General features: G+C 61.2%; 4 protein-coding genes. 2 read left to right on the top strand and 2 right to left on the bottom strand.

The features are described 5' to 3' along the window. Together VIW95_RS06565 and VIW95_RS06560 are read left to right on the top strand one after the other, a co-directional pair. Nucleotides 1–606, top strand: a 606-nt coding sequence (locus VIW95_RS06565) for an acyl-CoA dehydrogenase (protein WP_331584638.1), incomplete at its 5' end; no start/stop codon positions are given. 23 nt (nt 607–629) lie between these two features. Then, the gene (locus tag VIW95_RS06560; protein WP_331584637.1) at nt 630–1,859 is read left to right on the top strand and encodes an acyl-CoA dehydrogenase family protein; all 1,230 of its coding nucleotides are present in this window, start codon (nt 630–632) and stop codon (nt 1,857–1,859) included. 306 nt (nt 1,860–2,165) lie between these two features. Here the strand turns inward: VIW95_RS06560 and VIW95_RS06555 are convergent, their stop codons facing one another. Both VIW95_RS06555 and VIW95_RS06550 read right to left on the bottom strand, forming a co-directional pair. Next, entirely contained in the window at nt 2,166–2,750 is a 585-nt protein-coding gene (locus VIW95_RS06555) for a hypothetical protein (RefSeq protein WP_331584636.1), read from the bottom strand. Nucleotides 2,751–2,878: 128 nt separating this feature from the next. Next, nucleotides 2,879–3,210 (bottom strand): OmpA family protein (locus VIW95_RS06550; protein WP_331584635.1); only part of this gene is annotated, 332 nt, incomplete at its 5' end.

Here is a 3,210-nt window from a genome sequence, read left to right as displayed (position 1 = left end):
ATTCTGATTTATGCGACGACCGACGCGGCGAAGGGCTATGCGGGAGTGGACGGCTTCATCGTTCCGCGCGTCGCGGCGGGCGTAACGATCTCCGAGCGCGAGAAGAACATGGGGCTCAAAGCGCTCGCGACCTACGAACTGACGCTCAAGGATTGCCGCGTCGGCGCCGATGCGCGCCTGGGCGGTGAAAAGGGGATCGATTTTTCGCGGCTTATGTGCGAGTCGCGGGTCGCGCTTGCGGCGATGGGCGTTGGCGTGATGAATGCCGCGTTCGAATATGCGCGCGACTACGCCAAGGAGCGCAAGGCGTTCGGTGTGCCAATCGCGACCAAGCAGGCGATCGCGTTTATCCTCGCCGACATGGCGATTGAAATCGACGCGGCGCGCTTGCTGGTGTGGGAAGCGGCGTACGAACTCGACAAGGGCCGCGACGCACTGAAGGCGAGTTACCTCGCGAAGAACTATGTTGCGCAGAGCGCGCTCAAGGTGACGGACAACGGCGTACAGGTGCTCGGCGGCCACGGGTATATCCGCGAGCATCCGGTCGAGATGTGGCTGCGCAACGCGCGCGGCTTTTCCGCAATCGAAGGAATCGCAACGGTCTGACAGGCCGCGACGGAGATAAACTCATGATCGATTTTGAGCTCGAACCACAAATTCTGAACCGCCTCCAGATGTTCCACGCGGTCTCGGAGCACATGATGCGTCCCATCTCGCGCGATTGCGACGAGCACGAGCACACCAAGCCGACCCAGTTTTACGATTCGATGTGGTCGGCGTCGTCGGCTGCGGATATCCAGGTCGGCAACGACAAGAGCAAAAAAGCCGATGCACCGGGAGCGGCGCCTCGACGCGCCAATCTGCTGTCCGTGCTCAGCACCGAGGAGCTGTGCTGGGGCGACGCGGGGCTTTACCTGTCGACGCCCAACTCAGGACTCGGCGGCGCGGCGGTGATGGCGGCAGGGACGCCTGAGCAGAGGGAGCGCTTTCTCAAGCGCTTCAAGGAAGGCAAGCCGAAGTGGGGCGCGATGGCGATTACCGAGCCCAGCTTCGGTTCCGATTCCTCGCAGGTTACCACCACCGCGACCCGCGACGGCGACCATTGGGTGATCAACGGCACCAAGATTTTCTGCACCGCCGGCGAGATGGCGGCCGAGAAGTCCGAGGGCTTCGTCGTGGTGTGGGCGACGGTGGACAAGAGCGCGGGACGCCCGGGGATCAAGCCGTTCGTCGTCGAGCACAACACTCCGGGCATGACCGTGGCCAGGGTCGAGAACAAACTCGGTATCCGCGCGTCCGACACCGCGGCATTGATTTTCGACAACTGCCGGATTCCGCTCGATGCTTTGCTCGGCAGTGCCGAGGTGCGGAAGGAAGGCGGCTTCAAGGACGTGATGGCGACCTTCGACGCGACCCGGCCGATCGTTGCGGCGATGGCGATCGGGGTGGGGCGTGCGGCGCTCGACTTCGTGCGCGACTTTCTGAAGGAACAGAACGTGCCGGTCCGCTACGGTATCTCGCCGCGGCGCCTGACCGCCGTCGAGCGCGATTTCATGGAGATGGAAGTGCAACTGCAGGCCGCGCGATTGCTGACCTGGCGCGCCGCCTGGATGCTCGATACCGGCAAGCGCAACAGCCTCGAGGCGTCGATGGCCAAGGCGAAGGCTGGGCTCGCCGTCACGCTGATCACGCAGAAGGCGGTCGAGCTGCTGGGACCCTTGGGTTACTCGCGCAAAATCCTGGTCGAAAAGTGGATGCGCGACGCGAAGATCAACGACATCTTCGAAGGCACGCAGCAGATCAACATGATAATTGTCGCGCGGCGGATTCTTAACTACAGCAGCAAAGAGCTGAATTGAAATGTGGGGCTGCGCACCCCGCACCCGCGGCAGGGGTGACCCCTGCACCCAGTGAAAAAAAGAGGCGGGACTTCGTCCCTGTTCGAACTAGTTGGGGCTCTTTACCGCTGCTGGCGACTTTAGTCGCCAGCAACTTACTTGGGGCGAGGTACGAGAAGAGCCCGGATTGGCTGCGCTCCTGAATGACACGGGAAAAAGAACCTGAGAGCAAACGGGCGTCTTCGCCATTTTGCGATTAGTACTGGGTGCAGGGGTCACCCCTGCCGCGGGTGCGGGGCGCGCAGCCCCGCAATTAATTCGCGCCGCTTAGTAGAACCATTTGCCGTTGTCCCAACGGAAGATTTCCGTGGTGCGGAGATCGTTGACAGTCTTTGGCGCCGCCTGCCTGGCTTCTTCCTCGGACCTGCCGACCACGTAGTAGGTAAATTCCTCGTAAGTAAGCTTTCCGATCGAGTAGCCGTCTTTGGATTGATGCGACTCGCACGCGGCGACCTTGCCGTAGGCGGTGTAGGTCGCGGTCTCGTAGCCGTCTTTCTCGACGAATTTCAACTTGGACCGATTGAGGACCTCGCGCTCGTGCAGGTCCTGCTCCCAATGTTTGCAGAAATCAGGGAACAGCGCGGATGCTTTTCTGAATTCGATATCGCGCTTGATCCTCTCAGGCGTCAGCTTCGAGACCAGCGCTTTAACTTTCTGCCCCAGCGTCTTCTTCGCTTCCGGTGACACGGCCGTCGCCGTAAGCGCGGTGCTGTCGGGCGCCGACGCCGATGAGGTCGATACGGCATCGTCCGGAGCCTGCGATTGGGCACAACCCGGTGATGCCTCAATCAGAGCGGCGAGAGCGAGTGCGGCGACCGCGGTCCCGATTCCTACAATTCGTACAGACATCATAGCGATGGTTTCTATAGCAGAATTGCGCGCCCCCGTCAGCCTCTCGAAAAGCTGAGCTGTGGACCAAAAAAAGCCGCAGCCCCCGGGGGGACTGCGGCCGGTTACAGGCGTTCTAGTTCTGGCCCGAGTTACTCGTTAGGCACCAACTCGACGCGACGATTCTGAGCGCGACCTTCAGCCGTGTCGTTGGTGGCCACAAAGTCGGTCTTGCCGTAGCCATGCGGAATCAACTGGCTCGACGGGATACCGGCTTTCACCAGGTAATCCACGACGGCATCCGAGCGGCGGTCGGACAGCTTGAGGTTGTACTCCTCGCCGCCGATCGCATCGCAATAGCCGTTGACGTTGATCGTCACGTTAGGATTGGCCTTCAGAGTTGAGACGGCCTCATCCAGCACGGCAGCATCACCCGGCCGAATCTTCGACTTGTTGAAATCGAAATGCACACCGCGCAGCACCA

The sequence above is a fragment of the Binatus sp. (SeqCode) genome (assembly GCF_036522015.1).
Classification (GTDB): Bacteria; Desulfobacterota; Binatia; order Binatales; family Binataceae; genus Binatus.
Note: the sequence above shows the minus strand (reverse complement) of the source record. Positions and strands in the feature narration are given on the sequence as shown.